Source organism: Bacteroides sp. 3_1_13, assembly GCF_001185845.1.
GTDB lineage: Bacteria > Bacteroidota > Bacteroidia > Bacteroidales > Bacteroidaceae > Bacteroides > Bacteroides xylanisolvens.
Genome location: NZ_KQ236956.1, coordinates 1,878,348 through 1,897,813 on the forward strand (window position 1 = coordinate 1,878,348; position 19,466 = coordinate 1,897,813).

At 43.3% G+C, this 19,466-nt stretch carries 15 protein-coding genes; 10 read left to right on the forward strand and 5 right to left on the reverse strand.

Annotated elements, in window-relative coordinates:
• Window positions 1-54: 54 nt before the first annotated feature.
• Window positions 55-417, forward strand: coding sequence for a DUF1622 domain-containing protein (locus HMPREF9009_RS20100; protein WP_049703112.1), 363 nt, complete (start codon window positions 55-57; stop codon window positions 415-417).
• A gap of 152 nt (window positions 418-569) precedes the next feature.
• On the opposite strand, the gene HMPREF9009_RS20105 is transcribed toward HMPREF9009_RS20100, so the two are convergent.
• A complete protein-coding gene (locus HMPREF9009_RS20105) occupies window positions 570-971 on the reverse strand; it encodes an FKBP-type peptidyl-prolyl cis-trans isomerase (RefSeq protein WP_008021699.1) in 402 nt (133 codons plus the stop codon).
• 99 nt (window positions 972-1,070) lie between these two features.
• Here HMPREF9009_RS20105 and HMPREF9009_RS20110 point away from each other — a divergent pair, with 99 nt between their 5' ends.
• The 7 genes from HMPREF9009_RS20110 (at window position 1,071) to HMPREF9009_RS20140 (ending at window position 13,966) form a co-directional block, all read left to right on the forward strand.
• The gene (locus HMPREF9009_RS20110; RefSeq protein ID WP_049703113.1) at window positions 1,071-6,701 is read left to right on the forward strand and encodes an alpha-2-macroglobulin family protein; all 5,631 of its coding nucleotides are present in this window, start codon (window positions 1,071-1,073) and stop codon (window positions 6,699-6,701) included.
• 149 nt (window positions 6,702-6,850) lie between these two features.
• On the forward strand, window positions 6,851-9,295 hold the full coding sequence (gene pbpC / locus HMPREF9009_RS20115; RefSeq protein ID WP_049703114.1) for a penicillin-binding protein 1C: 2,445 nt from the start codon (window positions 6,851-6,853) through the stop codon (window positions 9,293-9,295).
• A gap of 26 nt (window positions 9,296-9,321) precedes the next feature.
• Window positions 9,322-10,497, forward strand: a complete 1,176-nt coding sequence (locus HMPREF9009_RS20120; RefSeq protein WP_004315999.1) for an MFS transporter — start codon at window positions 9,322-9,324, stop codon at window positions 10,495-10,497.
• 46 nt (window positions 10,498-10,543) lie between these two features.
• Complete coding sequence (locus HMPREF9009_RS20125) at window positions 10,544-10,978, forward strand: hypothetical protein (protein ID WP_008018526.1); 435 nt, start codon at window positions 10,544-10,546, stop codon at window positions 10,976-10,978.
• A 154-nt stretch (window positions 10,979-11,132) separates the two neighbouring features.
• On the forward strand, window positions 11,133-12,560 hold the full coding sequence (gene nhaC / locus HMPREF9009_RS20130) for a Na+/H+ antiporter NhaC (RefSeq protein WP_049703115.1): 1,428 nt from the start codon (window positions 11,133-11,135) through the stop codon (window positions 12,558-12,560).
• A 67-nt stretch (window positions 12,561-12,627) separates the two neighbouring features.
• Window positions 12,628-13,218 (forward strand): DUF4251 domain-containing protein, encoded by a 591-nt coding sequence (locus HMPREF9009_RS20135; protein ID WP_004305931.1) that lies wholly within the window; start codon window positions 12,628-12,630, stop codon window positions 13,216-13,218.
• A gap of 88 nt (window positions 13,219-13,306) precedes the next feature.
• Entirely contained in the window at window positions 13,307-13,966 is a 660-nt protein-coding gene (locus HMPREF9009_RS20140) for a LuxR C-terminal-related transcriptional regulator (RefSeq protein WP_032811826.1), read from the forward strand.
• A gap of 70 nt (window positions 13,967-14,036) precedes the next feature.
• Here the strand turns inward: HMPREF9009_RS20140 and HMPREF9009_RS20145 are convergent, their stop codons facing one another.
• The 3 genes from HMPREF9009_RS20145 to mnmA form a co-directional block, all read right to left on the reverse strand.
• The gene (locus tag HMPREF9009_RS20145; protein WP_008643242.1) at window positions 14,037-14,378 is read right to left on the reverse strand and encodes a type II toxin-antitoxin system RelE/ParE family toxin; all 342 of its coding nucleotides are present in this window, start codon (window positions 14,376-14,378) and stop codon (window positions 14,037-14,039) included.
• A complete protein-coding gene (locus tag HMPREF9009_RS20150) occupies window positions 14,368-14,622 on the reverse strand; it encodes a hypothetical protein (RefSeq protein ID WP_004316007.1) in 255 nt (84 codons plus the stop codon). The genes HMPREF9009_RS20145 and HMPREF9009_RS20150 overlap by 11 nt, the downstream gene beginning before the upstream one ends.
• Window positions 14,623-14,710: 88 nt before the next feature.
• Window positions 14,711-15,778, reverse strand: a complete 1,068-nt coding sequence (gene mnmA / locus HMPREF9009_RS20155) for a tRNA 2-thiouridine(34) synthase MnmA (protein ID WP_008021685.1) — start codon at window positions 15,776-15,778, stop codon at window positions 14,711-14,713.
• Between the two features lie 180 nt (window positions 15,779-15,958).
• Between mnmA and HMPREF9009_RS20160 the strand changes: the two genes are divergently transcribed.
• On the forward strand, window positions 15,959-17,437 hold the full coding sequence (locus tag HMPREF9009_RS20160; RefSeq protein ID WP_049703116.1) for a S41 family peptidase: 1,479 nt from the start codon (window positions 15,959-15,961) through the stop codon (window positions 17,435-17,437).
• Window positions 17,438-17,443: 6 nt separating this feature from the next.
• Window positions 17,444-18,238, forward strand: coding sequence for a DUF4595 domain-containing protein (locus HMPREF9009_RS20165; protein WP_049703117.1), 795 nt, complete (start codon window positions 17,444-17,446; stop codon window positions 18,236-18,238).
• A gap of 408 nt (window positions 18,239-18,646) precedes the next feature.
• Here the strand turns inward: HMPREF9009_RS20165 and HMPREF9009_RS20170 are convergent, their stop codons facing one another.
• Entirely contained in the window at window positions 18,647-19,465 is an 819-nt protein-coding gene (locus HMPREF9009_RS20170) for an alpha/beta hydrolase (protein ID WP_049703118.1), read from the reverse strand.
• Window position 19,466: the final 1 nt, after the last annotated feature.

Here is a 19,466-nt window from a genome sequence, read left to right on the forward strand (position 1 = left end):
AACTAATATACAACTTCGCTTGTTTATATAACAGATACTAAACATTATACAACAATGCTACTCACATTCTTAAATACACTCGCTACTATCATCAGTGTCATCAGTTTACTGATTGTGACTTATGGCGTACTCGTCGGCTTCATTGCCTTCCTACGCAATGAGATAAAACGGTTCAACGGAACTTATACCATTAATAATATCCGGCAACTTAGAGCAGATTTCGGCAGTTACCTTTTGCTGGGACTGGAATTTCTAATCGCATCCGACATTCTGAAAACTGTAGTTGATCCTACTTTGGATGAGCTGGCAATCTTGGGCGGAGTTGTTGTAGTAAGAACTGTACTTTCCGTGTTTTTGAATAAAGAGATTAAAGAACTGGCAGAAGATGGTTCATCTAAGGAAATAAAGGAAATATAAGAAAGGTCAGCATTACTAACTTTCTCCAAAGCTGCATATTTTTATTACCGGATATTTCTACTTTTAGCTACCTTTGCAAAAGCAAATCCTTTATAAAGAAGCTAAAAGAAAAATATCCATGCATCTAATTATATATAGCTCATTTTTATACTCTATGCAACTCCAAGCAGTTCCACTTCGAATATCAATGTCGAGTAAGCAGGAATAGAATCAAAAGATTTAATACCATATCCCATTGCATAAGGTATATAGATAATCCATTTATCCCCAACATGCATTTTCTGAAGTGCTACCTGCCACCCTTCTATTACATCACTAAGACGTAAGGCATCGGGACAAGTACGTTCATAAGAATTATCAAATACCCGGCCATCAATCAGACTTCCTTTGTAATGCACGGTAACAATACTCCGCGCACCCGGAGAAATCGTACCTTCACCAGTTTCCAAAACTTTGTAATAAATTCCACACGGCAACGCAAAAACACCTTCCTGAAAAGACAGTTTTTTCAGAAATCGTCGATTGGCCTCTTTGTATTCTTTCTTTTTCCCCATAAATAAATTGATTAAGAACTTGCAAAAATAATCAGAATAACAAAGGATTTAGCATAAAAACTGTATATTTGTTTGTTGAACTATAAAAAACTCATCGCTATGGGACTAACAAAGACTACACGTAGCATTAGTGCTACCGGACTACTCCTACTTATCATGATGACTGTGGGCCTATATTCATGCACACGTACTCAAAAAGACATCATTCCTTCTGCCGATTATGCACCGTATGTAAATGCGTATACGGGAGGAGTTATTTCACAGAATTCAACCATACGCATAGAGTTGACCCATGACCAACCCATGGTGGATCTGAACAGTGAGTTAAAAAACAATCCGTTCAGCTTTTCCCCTTCATTAAAAGGAAAAGCATATTGGGTAAGCAACAACACCATTGAGTTTGTGCCGGAAGAAGGAACATTGAAACCGGGAACGCTCTACGAAGGAACTTTCCAACTGGGAGACTTCATCGAAGTGGACAAAAAACTAAAAGAGTTCAACTTCTCATTCCGTGTGCAGGAACGTAACTTCACTTTGCAGTTGGAGTCGTTACCAATTACAGCTACCCAACCGGATGAAATAAATATTAAAGGAGAAATACGCTTCAGCGATGTAGTGAAAAAAGAGGAAGTGGAAAAGATGCTGACTGCCAGCGATGGCAAGAAGAGTTATCCGGTAGAAGTCACCGCGACAGACAACCTTACCCGGTATCAGTTTAGCATCAGACAAATACCCAGAGAAGCTGATGATTACCCATTGACCATTACAGCCAATGGTAACCCGGCTGGCATTGACCGTAAACAAAGCGAAGAAGTGCTGATACCGGCTAAAGATTGCTTCCGTTTTATGTCTGCCGAACGCATTGAACAACCGGAAAACGGAATTGAGATTGTTTTCTCCGCTCCTTTATCCACTACCCAGGATTTAAAAGGACTGATTGAGATTCCGGAAGTCTCTTCATCTATCTTCCAAATCAGCGAGAACAGAATCTTCATCTATTTCGAAGCAAACACACAGAACAAACTGACGTTGAATATCCATGAAGGAGTCAAAGACAGTCAAGGTAAAGCGCTGGGAACTTCTCATACGATCTCGTTCAGTGAAGTAAGTCTGAAACCACAGGTAGAAATGTCTACCTCCGCCGCTATCCTGCCCGATTCGAAAAGTCTGATTATTCCTTTCAGGGCTGTCAATCTGTATGCCGTGGATTTGAGCGTGATCCGCATCTTCGAGAATAATGTATTGATGTTCATGCAAACCAATTCACTTGCTTCGGCCAATGAACTACGCCGCTCGGGAAGACTGGTTTACAAGAAAACGTTGTGGCTTGCCAAAGATGCGTCCAAAGACATTCATCATTGGGGAGATTACTCAATAGATCTTGCCGGGTTGATTCATCAGGAGCCGGGTGCCATATACCGTGTCATACTTTCATTCCGTCAGGAATACTCCGCTTATCCTTGTGGAGGAAACGAGAATCAGGATATGAAATTCGCCGACAATAACACACCCGACGGGTTGACCAAAGTAAGCGGAAGTGTCTTGTCTGAAGAAGATGAAGCCATTTGGAATACGCCCGAAGCTTACTATTATTACAACGGAGGAACAATGGACTGGAGCGTGTACCGATGGACGGAACGCGACAATCCATGCCATCCATCTTATTATATGAATTCAGACCGAATTGCTGCATGTAATGTATTTGCTTCCAATCTAGGAATGATTGTAAAACGGAATTCACTGAACAAACTATGGATTGCCGTAAGCAATATTTTGGACACCAAACCGATAGGAAAAGCACAAGTAACAGCATATAACTTCCAATTACAGCCCATAGGAAAGGGAGAGACCAATGGAGACGGGTTCGTTGAAATCACTCCGAAGGGTGTACCTTTCATTATCGTGGCAGAATCGGAAAAGCAAAAGGCATACGTGCGTGTCGTAGACGGTGAAGAGCAGTCCGTCAGCAGATTCGATGTAGGAGGAAAAGATATTCAAAAGGGATTGAAAGGATTCATATATGGCGAAAGAGGAGTATGGCGACCGGGAGACACATTGCACATTTCCTTTATATTGGAGGACCGCGAAAAGAGAATCCCCGACAAGCATCCCGTAGCACTGGAAATATACAATCCGAGAGGACAGTTCTACACCAAAATGATTTCAACGCAAGGAATGAACGGATTCTATACATTCGACGTTCCGACACAGGCTACAGATCCAACCGGGCTCTGGAATGCATATATTAAAGTAGGAGGAACCACCTTCCACAAAGGATTGCGCATCGAAACCATAAAGCCCAACCGCTTGAAAATAAACCTGGCATTGCCGAAGATTCTTCAAGCTACGGACAAGGATGTCTACGCCCCACTCACTTCAACCTGGCTGACAGGAGCCACTGCCTCCAAATTGAAAGCTAAAATAGAAATGTCTTTATCTAAAGTGAATACACAGTTTAAGAATTACGGACAATATATCTTCAATAATCCGGCCACGAATTTCACAACTATCAAAACAGATGTATTTGACGGTACACTGGATGCAGAAGGAAAAGCCAGCGTCACACTGAAAGTTCCGACTGCAACCGAAGCACCGGGTATGTTGAATGCAACTTTCACCACCCGTGTATTCGAACCGGGAGGAGATGCCAGCATCTACACCCAAACAATCCCGTTCTCGCCATTTACATCTTACGTCGGTATCAACTTGAACCAACCGAAAGGCAAATATATTGAAACGGACAAAGATCACGTATTCGATATTGTGACTGTAAACACGCAGGGACAGTTAGTGAACCGTACTAATCTGGAATACAAAATATACCGCATCGGCTGGAGCTGGTGGTGGGAGAACAGCGGTGAATCTTTTGGCACTTACATCAACAACAGTTCCATCACACCTGTTGCCAGCGGCAACTTACAGACAAGAGGCGGAAAAGCATCCTTCAAGTTCCGCGTCGATTATCCATCATGGGGACGCTACCTGGTTTACGTAAAAGACAAAGAGAGCGGACATGCCACCGGAGGAACCGTTTATATAGACTGGCCGGAATGGCGCGGACGTTCGAGCAAAACAGATCCCAGCGGCATCAAGATGCTTGCTTTCTCTCTGAACAAAGATTCATACGAAATTGGAGAAACAGCCACAGCCATTATTCCTGCGGCAGCGGGAGGACGTGCACTGGTATCCATTGAAAACGGTTCGACAGTTTTGCGTCAGGAATGGATAGAAGTCTCCAACGGAGGAGATACGAAATATACATTCAAGATTACGCCGGAGATGACTCCGAACGTATATTTGCATATCAGTCTGTTACAGCCTCACGCACAAACAGTCAATGACCTGCCTATCCGTATGTACGGCGTTGTTCCGGTATTTGTCACTAACAGTCAGACAGTATTGCAACCGCAGATACAGATGCCGGAAGTGTTACGCCCGGAAACCAACTTCAACGTGACCGTCAGCGAAAAGAGCGGTAAACCGATGACTTATACATTGGCGATCGTAGACGACGGTTTATTGGATCTTACCAACTTCAAGACACCGGACCCATGGAATGATTTCTATTCACGCGAAGCGCTTGGCATCCGGACATGGGATATGTATGATAATGTATTGGGAGCTTCTTCCGGAAGCTACAGTTCGCTTTTCAGCACAGGTGGAGACGCCACACTGAAACCTGCCGATGCTAAAGCAAACCGTTTTAAACCGGTAGTCAAGTTTATAGGTCCTTTCTATCTGGGAAAAGGAAAGAGCCAGACGCATACATTGAAACTTCCGATGTATGTGGGTTCGGTACGTGCCATGGTGGTTGCCGGACAGGACGGTGCTTATGGCAATGCGGAAAAGACTGCCTTCGTACGAACTCCATTGATGATGTTGTCTACTTTGCCCCGTGTGCTTAGTATTCAGGAAGAAATTACCGTTCCGGTCAATATCTTTGCGATGGAGAATCAAGTGAAGAATGTGACCGTATCACTTCAGGTATCCGGTGGAGGAGTACAGATTGTAGGAGCTAACCAACAATCGCTCAAATTCACCCAACCGGGAGACCAGCTTGTCTTCTTTACCTTAAAAACAGGCAGCAAAACCGGAAAGGCTACAATCCACCTGACAGCAAATGGCGGCGGACAACAAACCAAAGAAACCATTGAAATAGACGTACGCAATCCGAATCCGGTAGTAACCCTGCGCAACAGTCAATGGATAGAAGCCGGACAAAGCAAAGAATTGTCATACAACCTAAGCAGTTCTTCCGCAAATAATCAGATCAAGCTGGAAGTATCCCGCATACCTTCGGTAGATATCAGCCGTCGGTTCGACTTCTTATACAATTATCAGCACCATTGCACGGAGCAGTTGACTTCCAAGGCTCTGCCTCTTCTGTTTGTCGCTCAATTCAAGACGATAGATAAGACGGAAGCCGAAAAGATAAAGACGAATGTACAGGAAGCTATCCGGCAGATTTATGGTCGTCAGCTCCCCAACGGCGGATTTGTATATTGGCCGGGGAATGCTGTTGCCGACGAATGGATCAGTTCTTATGCAGGAATGTTCCTGACGCTGGCGCAAGAAAAAGGATATGCCGTTCATGCGAACGTACTGAACAAGTGGAAGCGCTTCCAACGTGCAGCCGCACAAAACTGGCGTATGCCGCAGGAAGCAAGCGGTTGGCAGCAATGGCAGTCGGAATTGCAACAAGCCTTCCGTTTATATACCCTTGCATTGGCAGGAGTACCGGAATATGGAGCCATGAACCGAATGAAAGAACAGACCGGATTATCTATTCAGGCCAAATGGAGACTGGCAGCCGCATACGCACTGACCGGAAAGATGAAACCGGCTGAAGAACTTGTGTATAATGTAGAAACAACGGTGAACCCCTACTCTTCCATGAATCAGATTTACGGTTCTTCCGATCGTGACGAAGCAATGATTTTGGAAACACTCATCCTGATGAACCGGGAACGGGATGCTTTACAACAAGCGAAAGTCGTTTCTAAGAATCTATCACAAGAGGATTGGTTCAGTACACAATCTACCGCTTTTGCTCTGATGGCAATGGGACGTCTGGCAGAAAAGCTGTCAGGCACACTGGATTTTGTGTGGTCATGGAACGATAAACAGCAGCCTGCTGTAAAATCAGCCAAAGCTGTGTTTGAAAAAGAGATCGCTACCACTCCAAAATCCGGCACTGTTTCTGTGAAGAATCAAGGAAAGGGAGCGCTTAGCGTAGACCTTATCACACGTACGCAGTTATTAAACGATACGTTACCGGCTATCAGCGATAACCTCCGCATGGATATAAGATATGCTAACCTGAACGGTACACCGCTCTCTGTCAATGACATCATACAGGGAACTGACTTTATGGCTATCACCTCAATATCCAATATCAGCGGTACTTCCGATTACACTAATCTGGCACTGACGCATATCATACCGTCCGGTTGGGAAATATACAATGAAAGAATGGTTGCTCCCAAAACGGAAAACGTAGCAGCCGACGGCTCCGGTCAATCAGTCAGCAAGTACAGCTATCAGGATATACGTGATGACAGGGTGTTGACCTATTTCAATCTGCGCCGCGGTGAGACAAAGGTATTCACTGTCAGGTTACAAGCGACCTATGCCGGTAACTTTATTCTCCCTGCCGTTCAATGTGAAGCGATGTATGATGTAAACGTACAGGCACGAAGCAAAGCAGGAAGAACAACTGTCAGTCGATAATATTAGGCACGGATTACACGGATTTCACGGTTCTACTCGTTCACTTAAACCGCGTAATCCGTGTAATCCGTGCCTAATTATTTCGTACCTTATTATTTCTTACTTAATTATTTGTCACAAAGATATGTCTCTTAGCTTTTAATATTTAAATGAATCCTATAAAATTCTTCAAACGATTATCTGTCACTAAGAAAGTAATGACTATAAGCATTACTCTTTTGATAATAGGATACATCTTTTGCCTTCCCCGGCAACTGTTTCATGTACCCTACTCTACCGTTGTGACTGATCGAAATGAAGAATTATTGGGAGCACGCATCGCCTCGGACGGTCAATGGCGGTTTCCTCCCCGAAAGACAACACCCGAAAAAATCAAGCAATGCCTCATTACCTTTGAAGACAAACACTTTTATCACCACTGGGGAGTTAATCCGTTAGCTACCGGAAGGGCACTCTATCAAAATTTAAAGAACAAACGTGTCGTAAGCGGAGGAAGTACTCTTACCATGCAAACCATTCGTCTCGCCCGGAACAAGCCCAGAACTCTCGGAGAGAAAGTCGTTGAAATGATATGGGCTACCCGTCTGGAATTTCGGGCTTCTAAAGAGGAAATCTTATCCATGTATGTCTCTCATGCGCCATTCGGAGGAAATGTTGTAGGATTGGATGCTGCTGCCTGGCGTTACTTCGGTCATTCTGCCGAAGATTTATCATGGGCGGAATCGGCTGTGCTGGCTGTCCTGCCCAATGCCCCCGCCATGATTCATCTATCCAAAGGACGGAAGACACTGCTTTCCAAACGCAACCGTTTATTAAAGCAACTTTTTGAAGAAGAGATTATCGATGCGTCCACCTACGAATTAGCTGTCAGCGAACCGTTACCCGACGAGCCGCATCCGCTTCCTCAAATAGCTCCCCACCTAGTCAGTCGTTTCTATCAGGAAAGAAACGGGCTATATACCCGTTCAACTATTGACAGAGGGATACAAACCCACATAGAGAGTTTGGCAGAACGGTGGAGCAACGAATTTAATCGAAGTGATATCCGCAACCTGGCAATTTTAGTTATCGACATTCCCACCAATCAAGTAGTAGCATACTGCGGAAATGTACATTTCGACCGTAAACAAGGAGGAAACCAGGTAGATGTGATCCAAGCTCCCAGAAGCACAGGCAGTATTTTAAAACCTTTTCTCTACAATGCCATGCTACAGGAAGGAAGTTTATTACCGAAAATGCTGTTACCGGATGTACCGGTTAATATCAACGGCTTTACTCCCCAAAACTTCAGTATGCAGTTTGAAGGAGCCGTTCCCGCTTCCGAAGCCCTTGCCCGTTCGTTGAATATCCCGGCTGTAACCATGTTACAAAGATATGGAGTACCCAAGTTTCACCATTTGTTGCAACAGATGGGATTCAAGACTATCAATCGGGCGGCTTCTCATTATGGTTTGTCACTGATTTTAGGAGGTGCAGAAGCAACATTATGGGATGTAACGAATGCCTATGCACAAATGGGACGAAGCCTTTCCAGCAATAGCCCCTCCCCGACCGTATCTCAAGGAAAGGAAGCACAGATACTACTGGAAACAGAAAATACAGAGCCAATAAACAATGATACGAAGCAAACAAGCCGTAATCATAAAAGCAATCATAACAAGCAGGAAAAACGAGAACAAAGTAACTCCAGTCCTATCTCCGTAGAAGAGGATTCGGAAGAAACCACTTCGGCTAATGCAGGAGCAGCCTGGCTTACCCTCTCCGCCTTAACAGAAGTCAACCGCCCCGAAGAGATTGACTGGAAATCAATTCCATCCATGCAGACCATCGCATGGAAAACCGGAACCAGCTACGGATTCCGTGATGCGTGGGCAGTGGGGGTGACTCCGCGCTATGCAGTAGGCGTATGGGTAGGCAATGCAACCGGAGAGGGAAAGCCCGGATTGGTTGGTGCACAAACAGCCGGTCCTGTATTATTCGATATATTCAGTTACCTCCCTTCTTCACCGTGGTTCGAACGTCCCACAGGCGTTTTCGTTGATGCAGAAATATGCCGCCAGTCCGGTCATCTGAAAGGACGTTTCTGTGAAGAAACTGATACCGTATTAATTCTTCCCGCCGAATTACGGACGGAGGCTTGTCCTTACCATCATCTCGTCACGCTATCCGCTGACGAAAGCCACCGCATCTATGAAAACTGTGCAAATACCGAACCTACCATTCAGAAATCATGGTTTGCCCTGCCACCTGTATGGGAATGGTACTATAAGCAGCACCATCCGGAATATAAACCACTGCCACCTTTCAAAGCCGGCTGTGGAGAAGATTCTTTCCAATCCATGCAGTTCATCTACCCTCCGATGAACGCCCACATCAAGTTACCCAAACAATTGGACGGCAGCAAAGGGTTTCTCACGGTCGAACTGGCACACAGCAACCCCAATGCGACTATCTTTTGGCATCTTGACGACACTTATCAGACACAGACGCAGGATTTCCACAAAATTTCCCTGCAACCCGCTCCCGGCAAACATTCCCTGACGGCAGTAGACGGAGAAGGCAACACAGTTTCCACTACTTTCTTCATCGAATAAACATCTTATTTTATTATCTTTGCCGCATGAAACAGCCATTAAAAGAAAACGGAGGACTACCGGCATCCATCCTCTGGACACTTGCTATTGTGGCAGGTGTCTCGGTAGCCAACATCTATTATATCCAACCTCTATTAAATATGATACGCCATGAACTTGGCATATCAGAGTTCAGAACTAACCTGATTGCCATGGTCACGCAAATAGGCTATGCAGCAGGACTGTTGTTCATCACCCCCTTAGGCGACTTATATCAACGAAAGAAAATCATCCTTGTCAATTTCACCGTCCTGATCTTCTCCCTCTTGACGATTGCCCTGACACACAGCTTCCATCTGATACTCATCGCTTCATTCCTCACTGGAGTCTGTTCCATGATTCCACAGATATTCATTCCCATAGCCGCGCAGTTTTCCCGTCCGGAACATAAAGGCAGAAACGTAGGAATTGTCTTATCAGGACTATTGACCGGTATTCTGGCTTCACGTGTCGTCAGCGGATTTATCGGTGAACTGATTGGCTGGCGGGAAATGTATCACATTGCTGCAGGCATGATGTTTATCTGCGCGATTGTTGTATTAAAAGTCCTTCCCGATATTCAAACCAACTTCCAAGGAAAATATAGCGACCTGATGAAATCTCTGTTAGCCTTAGTGAAAGAATATCCGCAACTACGCATTTATTCGATTCGGGCGGCACTGAATTTCGGTTCCCTCCTTGCCATGTGGTCCTGTCTGGCTTTTAAAATGGGACAAGCTCCGTTCTTCGCCAACAGCGATGTAATCGGTATGCTGGGACTTTGCGGAGTAGCCGGTGCACTGACTGCTTCTTTTGTCGGAAGATACGTAAAACGGGTAGGCGTACGCCGCTTCAACTTTATCGGCTGCGGTTTGATTCTCTTTGCATGGTTGTTGTTCTTCGTCGGTGAAAACACCTTTGTCGGTATCATCGCCGGTATCATCATCATTGACATAGGAATGCAATGTATTCAGCTAAGTAACCAGACAAGTATCTTCGAACTAAATCCGCGTGCTTCGAACCGTATTAATACAGTTTTCATGACTACTTACTTTATCGGTGGTTCTATGGGAACATTTCTGGCAGGCAGCTTTTGGCAACTGTATGGCTGGCACGGAGTTATCAGTACCGGAGTTGTTTTAACCGGGATTTCTTTATTAATTACGATTTTCTACAAGAAATGAGTCAACAAAACGAACACTCAAACCGTTTATTATAAAAAAAACGCCAATGAAATACGGAGTTAACAGACAAATCTTACTTATCACAGCCGGTGCCGTCTGGATTATAGCCGGTGCCAATATTCTGCGAATAGGAATTGTGACCTGGTTAAACACTTCCCAAGATTGGATGTTCAAAATAGGAGAAGCCACCGTGGTTTTCTTATTATTCTTCGTATTGGTTTTCAGAAGGCTCTACTATAAACATACCCAGCGAATCGAGCAAAAGAAAGAACGCCGGAATTGTCCGTTCTCCTTTTTCGATGTGAAAAGCTGGATTACAATGATATTCATGATTTCCCTGGGAATCACCATCCGTAGCTTCCACCTCCTGCCCGAAACGTTCATTTCTGTTTTCTATACCGGATTATCCATCGCCCTCATCCTGACAGGAGTGCTTTTCATCCGTTACTGGTGGATCAGGCGCAAGACTTTTGCCAGTTGAGCCGTCTCCTACATATTCCGATTAAATATAAACATCTAATAATTTTTATTACCTGATGTTTTGAAGCAAAAGATTTCATTCTTTTTTGTTGTATCTTTGCGCGGCTATCAACAAGCAGTAGCCGGAAAATAAATAAAAGGTTATAAGAATCAAGATGAAAAAAGCTCCCTCTCCCCTCGTATCGTTGATACCGATTGTTGTACTGGTGTTATTATTGTTTGCCACTATCCGTACCTTTGGCAGTGATGCCCTAAGCGGCGGAAGTCAAGTGTCATTGCTTACCACTACAGCCATTTGTATCCTGATTGGTATGGCGTTTTATAAGATTCCCTGGAAAGATTACGAGCTCGCCATCACCAACAATATTGCCGGAGTGGCAACAGCCATCATCATTCTGTTGATAATCGGTGCGTTGAGTGGCATTTGGATGATTAGCGGAGTAGTGCCGACCTTAATCTATTACGGGATGCAAATTATCCATCCCAGTTTCTTCCTGGCATCGACCTGCATCATCTGCGCGTTGATTTCTGTAATGACCGGAAGTTCGTGGACCACTATTGCCACTATCGGTATTGCATTGATGGGTATCGGAAAGGCGCAAGGCTTTGAAGATGGATGGATTGCCGGAGCTATCATTTCGGGGGCATACTTCGGGGATAAAATATCTCCTTTATCCGAAACCACTATCCTGGCGTCTTCCATCACAGACACTCCCCTGTTCCGTCACATTCGTTATATGATGATTACTACGGTACCGTCTCTTATCATCACGCTGATTATTTTCACAGTGGCAGGACTTTCCCATGATGCCAGCAATACACAACATATTGCGGAGGTGGCAACCGCTTTGAACGAAAAGTTTCATATCACTCCGTGGTTGTTAATAGTCCCTGTTGTAACCGGAATACTGATAGCACGGAAAGTACCCTCTATCGTTACGCTGTTCCTATCCACTCTGCTAGCTGGTGTCTTTGCTTTGATATTTCAGCCGGAGTTGTTGCAAGAGATTTCCGGAGTTGCCGTTTCCGGATTCGATTCTTTGTTCAAAGGACTGATGATGACCGTCTATGGAGCGACAAATTTACATACAGACAATGCCGTTCTGACAGATTTAATCGCTACACGTGGGATGGCGGGAATGATGAATACGATTTGGCTGATTCTGTGCGCCATGTGTTTTGGCGGGGCAATGACAGCAAGCGGTATGCTGGGAAGTATCACTTCCATCTTCGTCCGCTTCATGAAGAAAACAGTCAGCGTGGTTGGAGCGACAGTCTGCTCCGGCCTGTTTCTTAATCTGACAACTGCCGACCAATACATCAGTATCATTCTGACGGGAAATATGTTTCGCGATATTTATGCCAAGAAAGGGTATGAAAGTTGCTTACTAAGCCGTACGACGGAAGATGCAGTAACCGTTACATCCGTATTGATTCCGTGGAATAGTTGCGGAATGACACAAGCTACTATCTTGAGTGTACCCACACTTGTGTATCTACCTTATTGTTTTTTCAACATTATCAGCCCCTTAATGAGTATCACTGTGGCAGCCATCGGATATAAAATTGCAAGACGTTCGTGAACAATCTGGCATACACTTTGTTTTTGCAATAAACGAACAACGTATTAAACCTAAACAAAAAAAAGTTATGAAAAAGTTTATTGCATTAGTAGCATTAGTATTAGTAAGTGCAAGCACAATGATGTATGCACAAGAAAGTAACGCAGCAGCACGCCGCGCAGAAAGAAAAGCTCAAAGAGATGCAGAAAGAGCAAAACTCCGTGCCGAAGAAGAGGTGCAGGACATGGCAGCCTATCAACAAGCTGTACAGGCTTTGAAGAACAAGCAATTTGTATTGGAAGCTAATCAAGTTGTCTTCCGCAACGGTATGAGTGCTTTTGTTACTTCAAACACCAACTTCGTCTTGATGAACGGCAACAGAGCTACCGTACAGACTGCTTTCAACACTCCTTACCCAGGTCCTAACGGAATCGGTGGTGTTACAGTAGATGGTAATTCTTCGGATATGAAGATGAATATCGACAAAAAAGGAAATGTGAACTGCTCATTCAGCGTTCAGGGTATCGGCATCTCCGCTCAAGTATTTATCAATATGAGCAGCGGAAACAATACTGCTTCGGTTAGCATCAGCCCGAACTTCAGCAACAATAACCTGACATTGAACGGAAATATCGTTCCGCTTGACCAGTCAAATATCTTCAAAGGACGTTCCTGGTAATCCGGATACAAGAATCTTATCATAACTCCGCTACAAATCACGCAAAATGCGTACATTTGTAGCGGAGTTTTTTTATTCATCGTTGCTTATGAGAGAATTTATCATCGCAGACAATCAGGATATCAGTAAGGCAGGAATGATGTTCCTGCTAAGTAAACAAAAGGAAGTGTCCCTCCTTTTAGAAGCTGATAACAAGGCTGAACTGATTCAGCAGCTACGATTGCATCCGCAAGCGGTGATTGTATTGGATTATACACTGTTCAATTTTGCCGGGGCGGATGAATTGATTGTCTTGCAGGAAAGATTCAAGGAAGCCGACTGGATTCTATTCTCTGACGAACTTAGCCTGAACTTTCTCCGCCAGGTACTGTTCAGCAGTATGGCTTTCGGGGTAGTGATGAAAGATAACTCGAAAGAAGAAATCATGACTGCCATTCAATGTGCCACCCGCAAACAACGGTATATTTGCAATCATGTCAGCAATCTGTTGCTTTCAGGCACTTCTTCTCCGCTGGCTGCCTCAAGCGTAGACGATCATCTATTGACACAAACGGAGAAGAATATCCTAAAAGAAATTGCATTGGGAAAAACGACGAAAGAGATTGCAGCAGAGAAAAATCTTAGTTTCCATACGATAAACAGTCATCGTAAGAATATCTTTCGCAAATTGGGAGTAAATAATGTACATGAAGCTACTAAATATGCGATGAGGGCTGGGATTGTGGATTTAGCGGAATACTACATCTGAGATGCCGCCTTATAAGAATTACCCTACACATCCTATTAGCACAAACTAGTGAACAGTGCCTTTCTCTATTCTATTTCAATCCATTCTGTTTCAGAAGTTGTTCTATTTCCTTTTCTGATATAGACGCTCTATCTGCTTTATCATAAATATAGAGAAGATTCAAAACTGCATCTTGTTGAGAAACGACTAAAGTAAATGTTATAACCCTTGCTCCTCCACTTTTACCTTTTCCTTTTGAAGTTATTTTCATACGAACTTTGCGCAGTCCATGTCCCAAGTCCGTTCCTAGCAGAGGATTCTGTTCTAAATCATCAATCAATGAAACAAAATCCTCCTTAAAAGAGGAATAGTGTTTCGCCAGCCTTTTAGCCTCCCGCTGAAATGTCGGCTTAACTATAATTTCATAATTCATTAATGAACTCTCTTGCAGTCTTTACCTCCAACTTACCTTCCATTGAAAGTTTTACCTCTTTCAGTCCGGCGTCAATCCCTGCTAGAACTTCTTCTTTCGTGATTTCTTCCTCTTCTTTTTCAGCTTCCATTTTTTTCAGTCGTTTCAAATAGTTCTTCACTCGATTGAGCATCTCTTTGTCATTCAAACTCAGGAGTTCCTCCACCAAGTCCATCTTCAGACTTTTCAATTCCATCGTTGTCATAAGCAATCCTCCTTTATTTATATTCTACGAAACAAAAGTAGTGAAAAATCTCCTGATAATCCAATCTTCACCAATCAAAATAAACTATTTAACAGATGATTTCACCGCTCCCCACACAAACTTTTGCTTCTTCATCATAAATCACCCCAAACTGTCCCGGAGCAATGCCTTGCAACTTTTCGGACGACAAGATGTGAAACTGCTTCTCCCCTTCCTGTATCAGTTTTCCTTTTGTAAATTCGGGAGTGTGGCGAATCTTGAAAGTAATGTCTACCTCCTTCTCCTGACCTTTCCAAGGATTATCAGTAATGAAATGGAAATCATGCATCCGGAATTCATGACCGTATTGTGTCTCTACACCGTAGCCACGAGATACGTAGATAGTATTTTCCTCAATATCCTTCTTAACTACAAACCAGGGACCACCACTCAATCCGAGCCCTTTCCGCTGACCAATTGTGTGGAACCAATAGCCGCGATGTGTACCCACTTTCTTTCCGGTTTCCAGTTCAACAATCGCCCCTTCCTTTTCTCCTAAAAAACGACGAACGAAATCATTGTAGTTTATCTTTCCAAGAAAACAAATCCCCTGACTGTCTTTCCTTTTGGCACTAGGCAATCCGGCACGGTTTGCAATCTCACGTACCTCCTGCTTCATCAACCCTCCAATGGGAAACATGAGTTTGGAAACTTGCAGGTAATCAATCTGGGCGAGAAAGTCTGTCTGATCTTTCACGGGATCTTTTGCTGTGCCCAGCCAAGTTTTACCATCACATTGCAAGGTGGTGGCATAGTGACCGGTTGCCGTAAAGTCGAAATCTTTCCCGACACGCTGTTCAAAGCAGCCGAATTTGATAAGCTTATTACACATCACGTCCGGATTCGGTGTCAATCCCTGCCGAATTTTATCAATGGCATACGCCGCCACATTCTCCCAATACTCCTGATGCAGGTCCACCACTTCCAAAGACAGACCGTATTTACGTGCCGTTGCAGTAGATAATTCAATATCCTCCTCTGCCGAACAGTCCATATATTCCGCTCCGTCCATACCTATCTTAATGTAAAAAAGAGTAGGCTTATATCCTTGCTCACAAAGGAGATGTACAACAACCGAACTGTCGACACCTCCTGATAATAATGCAGCTATCTCCATGAATAAAAATCCGTCTATTAATAACTTTCTATATTTTAGCTAATACCTATCGAAAACTTTGATGTCACAAAGATAAGGCAAGATTCTCTAACACCCAATCACACATTGAAGGCATTTTTATACCATAAATGTGGTAGATAAGCAAAGTATTTCCTACATTTGCACAGTAAAAAGCTTTTTATGATGACGAAATTAAGAAAGATAATCCTCATACCTGCCCTGATCCTCGTATCTATCAGTGGTTTCTTCTCCTGTGGTGTCGACCGCTGGCCGGAGTATGCCCATCAAACTGCACTAGATACATGGATGCTGGACATTATGCAACAGAACTATCTGTGGTATCAAGATCTACCTTCCTACGATGATGTGAATCTGTTTCTAGAGCCTGCTTCGTTTTTATCTAAAGTGAAATCAAAAAACGACAGTTATTCGTTTGTGGACTCTGTGATGGAGACTCCGCTACCTACTTATGGATTTGATTATTCACTGGTTAGAAGTGCGGATATCGATACAGCTTATAATGCTCTGATTACTTATGTAATTCCCGGTTCACCAGCGGCAGACGCCGGATTGGTGCGTGGAGACTGGATTATGAAAGTGGACACTTCTTATATCAGCAAAAAATATGAGACTCAACTGCTACAAGGAATCCCAGCCCGAGATTTGGTGATGGGGGTATGGAAAGAAGTTCCTGTGGTAGAAGAGGAAGATAAAACAAAAGCCGATACGGAAGAAGGAGGAGAAGGAGAAACAGAATATGTGTACAAAGTAGTGCCTAACGGTAAAACCCTAAAACTACCTGCAGCACGAGTCGTTGAAGATAATCCGGTACATAAGTATACAGTACTTCCGGCAAAAGAGAATGGTCAAGAAATCGAAGTCGGTTATCTCATGTACAATAGCTTCACAGCCGGAACCAGCAGTGATCCAGAAAAATACAATAACGAACTACGCCAAGTTTCACAAGAATTCAAAACAGCAGGTGTGAAATATGTTATACTTGACCTACGTTACAACGCCGGAGGTTCATTGGATTGTGTTCAATTGTTAGGTACAATTTTAACTTCAGGGGAACGATATGACTCAAATGCCCCAATGGCTTATCTCGAATATAATGATAAAAACAGAGACAAGGATGCTACCATCCACTTTGATGGTGAAGTATTAAAGGGAGGAACTAACTTAAACCTCCCCGGTCTGTTTGTCATTACGAGTAGCACAACAGCTGGAGCTCCGGAAATGTTAATCAGAAGCCTTTATCTAAAAGATAGTTATCCCGTCGTAGCCATTGGTGGTGCTACTAAAGGACAAAATGTAGCAACGGAGCAATTCATTAATGAAGAATTTCTATGGTCAATCAACCCGGCAGTCTGCACGGTTTATGATTCTAATCATGATACCTACGGCTCTATATCACCTGCTACAGATCTTAAAGTCAGTGAGACAATCATTGATGGAATAACCAATTATAGCGAGTTTCTGCCATTCGGCAATAAAGATGAGAGACTGTTGAAAGTAGCTCTCGGTGTAATAGATGGAAGTTATCCACCAAAGGACGAGGAAACCGAAGAGACGACAAAAGCGCAATTCAAGATAGAGAAAAGCGTAATAAGTCCGGCAAGTAGACGTTTTAGTAGTAACGGATTACGATTAAAATAAGAAAGGATGAAAAAAATAGCTATTTTATTGCTGGCAATACTGACATTCAGTTGTTCGGATGATGACGAAAAGGGCACAGTAGAGGATAAAGGGCAATGGGCTATGATTTTCAATGAAACCGTCAAGAGCGATTCAAATCCTGTAGATAGAACAGAGAAGTTTATGTTCGATGGCGAGCGCCTGATTCAACATATTATAAAACAACGTTATTTCGAAGAAGAAATCAGTAACGAAGTAAACTTGAGCTACTCTGATAATCAGGTAACAGTTACCACTGACTATCTCACTTTAGTATATACATTAAATAGCGAAGGCTATGCCAGTCAATGTGTATGCAGTTTGTCTTCACAAAATCGTATTTATCAATTTTCTTACTCTGCAGAAGGATACTTAACCGGAATTGTCGAGAATATCGACGATATAGAATATTCATCAACATCACTTACATACGAGAACGGAGATATAACCTCTATCAGTTCCAAGATGAACGGCCTTGAAAACAAGTTCATTTATGAACCGGGAGAAGAAAGTTCGACATACCATTTGCCCTGCCTCGGTTTATTGGAAATACACCCTCTGACATTCCATATTGAAGCTCTTTACGCAGGGTTATTGGGTAAGGATCCGCACCATTTCACCATACGCAGTTGTCCTGCAGGAAGTAACGACGAAAAGACAGTCTATTCGTATGGGTTTGATAAAAAAGGAAATCCATCCAGGATGATTTGTCAGACGACCTACGCCGGAGGACAGGCCAGCTATTATCCATACACACGCAACATTTCGGTTTCTTTCGAATAATCTTTCATTCCGAACATCGAATTCTCTTTTAAAGTAGCATAATCACTCTATTTCTGTCAAGAGCAGAATTATAGATTCTTAACCTATAAAGATACTTTTCATGCCTCAACTTTGTTTATTCCGAAACAAAGGCTCTGATTTTACCTAACAAAGGCTCTAACTTCTCCTAACGCAGCGTTTAATGAGTCGTAACGCACCGTCTAATTTTCATAAAGCTGCGGTATAAAACACGTTAATCTCTGGTTTCATCCCTTTTATAAACCGGGATAAAGCTCACGACTCCCAAGGATACAACAAAAAAGGAGAAAGCTTCCGCTCCCTCCTTCTATCGTAGTTTAACCTCAATCTATTTTATGATTCTGTACCAAAGATACAACATTGAAAAGCCAAAGTCAAGTATTCCCGGTTTTATTTCTTGAAAAATTTATCGAAGAACAGAATCTGATAATCAATGGAGTTATTCCAATACTGCCCTGTATGTCCTCCCGGGCGGGTAATAAAATCATGATCGATCTTTCTTTCCAACAGGCGGTTATGCAAATCCTTGTTCACATTCAGGAAGAAATCTCCTTCTCCACAATCGACAATGATAGCCAAATCGCCATTCTCTATCTTATCAATCTGATTGATAACGGTGTGATTATCCCATACCTCCTTATTCGATTCATATTCTCCCAACTGCTTGGACATATCCCAGTTTTTAGGGAACGGGCGAATATCCATCCCTCCGCTTGTACTTCCACTGGCACCAAACGTATCTTTATGACGGATTGCATTCCACATCGCTCCGTGTCCACCCATACTCAATCCGGTGATGGCGCGTCCCTTACGGTCGGCAATCGTCTTGTAATGTTCGTCGATATACTTCACCAGTTCCGACGAAATAAAAGTTTCATAGCGGAAAGACGGGTTGACCGGACTATCCCAGTACCAGCTATTCTTTCCGTCCGGACAAACGAATATGATTCCTTTTTCGTCCGCAATTTGGGGAAGATTCGGTTTAATGCCAATCCATGTTTTAGCATTTCCACCATAACCGTGCAACAGATAAATAGTAGGACAAGCTACCGCTTTCTTTCCTGATGCAACATCCGGCGTAACAACGACCACTTGCACTTCCTTATTCATGGAAGGACTTTTAATTAACAAGGTATCTACTTTGGCAGCAAAAGAGGGAGCTACCCAAATTAAAAGAAGAGCAATTAATAGATTTTTTTTCTTTTCCATT

What these genes read in the sequence shown, in the direction of transcription:
- HMPREF9009_RS20145 (WP_008643242.1), bottom strand. Translation starts at nt 14,378, where the DNA reads ATGAATTATGAAATTATAGTTAAGCCGACATTTCAGCGGGAGGCTAAA.
- HMPREF9009_RS20125 (WP_008018526.1), top strand. Translation starts at nt 10,544, where the DNA reads ATGAAATACGGAGTTAACAGACAAATCTTACTTATCACAGCCGGTGCC.
- HMPREF9009_RS20110 (WP_049703113.1), top strand. Translation starts at nt 1,071, where the DNA reads ATGGGACTAACAAAGACTACACGTAGCATTAGTGCTACCGGACTACTC.
- HMPREF9009_RS20100 (WP_049703112.1), top strand. Translation starts at nt 55, where the DNA reads ATGCTACTCACATTCTTAAATACACTCGCTACTATCATCAGTGTCATC.
- HMPREF9009_RS20140 (WP_032811826.1), top strand. Translation starts at nt 13,307, where the DNA reads ATGAGAGAATTTATCATCGCAGACAATCAGGATATCAGTAAGGCAGGA.
- HMPREF9009_RS20170 (WP_049703118.1), bottom strand. Translation starts at nt 19,465, where the DNA reads ATGGAAAAGAAAAAAAATCTATTAATTGCTCTTCTTTTAATTTGGGTA.
- HMPREF9009_RS20160 (WP_049703116.1), top strand. Translation starts at nt 15,959, where the DNA reads ATGATGACGAAATTAAGAAAGATAATCCTCATACCTGCCCTGATCCTC.
- HMPREF9009_RS20135 (WP_004305931.1), top strand. Translation starts at nt 12,628, where the DNA reads ATGAAAAAGTTTATTGCATTAGTAGCATTAGTATTAGTAAGTGCAAGC.
- mnmA (WP_008021685.1), bottom strand. Translation starts at nt 15,778, where the DNA reads ATGGAGATAGCTGCATTATTATCAGGAGGTGTCGACAGTTCGGTTGTT.
- HMPREF9009_RS20120 (WP_004315999.1), top strand. Translation starts at nt 9,322, where the DNA reads ATGAAACAGCCATTAAAAGAAAACGGAGGACTACCGGCATCCATCCTC.
- HMPREF9009_RS20105 (WP_008021699.1), bottom strand. Translation starts at nt 971, where the DNA reads ATGGGGAAAAAGAAAGAATACAAAGAGGCCAATCGACGATTTCTGAAA.
- nhaC (WP_049703115.1), top strand. Translation starts at nt 11,133, where the DNA reads ATGAAAAAAGCTCCCTCTCCCCTCGTATCGTTGATACCGATTGTTGTA.
- pbpC (WP_049703114.1), top strand. Translation starts at nt 6,851, where the DNA reads ATGAATCCTATAAAATTCTTCAAACGATTATCTGTCACTAAGAAAGTA.
- HMPREF9009_RS20165 (WP_049703117.1), top strand. Translation starts at nt 17,444, where the DNA reads ATGAAAAAAATAGCTATTTTATTGCTGGCAATACTGACATTCAGTTGT.
- HMPREF9009_RS20150 (WP_004316007.1), bottom strand. Translation starts at nt 14,622, where the DNA reads ATGACAACGATGGAATTGAAAAGTCTGAAGATGGACTTGGTGGAGGAA.